The 1,406-nt window shown below is 46.7% G+C and carries 1 protein-coding gene; it reads left to right on the plus strand.

Translation table 11 applies throughout. The features are described from left to right. The first annotated feature begins 270 nt into the window (after positions 1-270). Entirely contained in the window at positions 271-1,200 is a 930-nt protein-coding gene (gene metA / locus J1781_RS00580) for a homoserine O-acetyltransferase MetA (RefSeq protein WP_129954852.1), read from the plus strand. The last annotated feature ends 206 nt before the right edge of the window (positions 1,201-1,406 follow it).

Raw genomic sequence — 1,406 nt, forward strand, 5'->3', positions numbered from 1 at the left:
TACGAAAGTGCGGGGCTTTTCGCTATGGGGAATTTAAGGCATTGTGTACATTATTTACTCAGTACGTTGCCATGATCTGCAATTTAATTTCTCTTTTTATCCCTTCCTGAACACTCATTTGCTTCCCTTTATAACCAGATAATCTAAATTAATAACTTAAGTTGAAACATTTTCACTTAACGCTTGCAGGCTCGACATCTTAATCAAAAACCGATATCTTCAGCTATCTAGAAGTCTAAACGTATAAATGGATGCAGTGAGGAAGTTGTTATGCCGATCCGGGTTCCAGATGAATTACCAGCGGTGAATTTCCTGCGTAATGAGAACGTCTTTGTTATGACGTCATCACGGGCAAAAACGCAGGAGATCCGTCCTCTTAAGGTGCTGGTTCTCAACCTGATGCCGAAGAAAATTGAGACCGAAAATCAGTTTTTACGACTGCTTTCCAACTCTCCTTTGCAGATTGATGTGCAGCTGTTACGCATTGACAGTCGGGAATCTAAAAATACCCCTGCCGAGCATCTGAATAATTTCTATTGTGACTTTGAAGATATTCAACATGACAACTATGACGGACTGATCGTTACCGGTGCACCTTTAGGCCTGGTCGACTTTTGTGATGTAGCATACTGGCCGGAAATTGAGCGCGTTATTCACTGGGCTAAAGAACATGTCACATCGACCCTGTTTGTTTGCTGGGCGGTTCAGGCGGCGTTGAATGTGCTTTACGGCCTGCCTAAGATGACCCGTGAAGCGAAGTTGTCTGGTGTATATCCCCATCAGACGCTACAACCGCTGGCATTACTGACCCGGGGCTTTGATGAAAGCTTTCTGGCACCTCATTCCCGTTATGCAGATTTTCCGGCAGATGTGCTCCGCCAGCATACGGATCTGGAGATCTTCGCCGAATCCGACGAAGCCGGTGCCTATCTCTTTGCAACCAAAGATAAACGGATGGCTTTTGTTACCGGACACCCTGAGTATGATGCAGGAACGCTGGCTGGTGAGTATCTGCGGGATGTGGCGGCGGGTTTATCGCCGGAAATGCCCTACAACTATTTCCCGCAGGATAACGCCGAGCTCGCCCCAAAGGCGACCTGGCGGAGTCACGGTCACCTGCTGTTCACTAACTGGCTGAATTATTATGTTTATCAGATCACACCGTTTGATCTGCGTCAGATGAATCCAACCCTCGAATAATCCTCTTTTCATGATTTCAGCAGACGATCTTGCCGGTCGTCTGCTCATCCTCTTCTTATCCCCGGATCCCTTTATCTGATCTGACCTGCCCCCAGGATTAGATACAACCGTCAGTTAGTAATGTCGGTTTGTTTACCTTCACATTTTCCATTTCGCCACCGTGCTGCAAACTCTGATGGCGTCAGATAATTCAGTGCCGAATGTGG

The organism is Rahnella perminowiae (assembly GCF_019049695.1).
In the GTDB taxonomy this organism is placed as follows: domain Bacteria; phylum Pseudomonadota; class Gammaproteobacteria; order Enterobacterales; family Enterobacteriaceae; genus Rahnella; species Rahnella perminowiae.

What these genes read in the sequence shown, in the direction of transcription:
- metA (WP_129954852.1), top strand. Translation starts at nt 271, where the DNA reads ATGCCGATCCGGGTTCCAGATGAATTACCAGCGGTGAATTTCCTGCGT.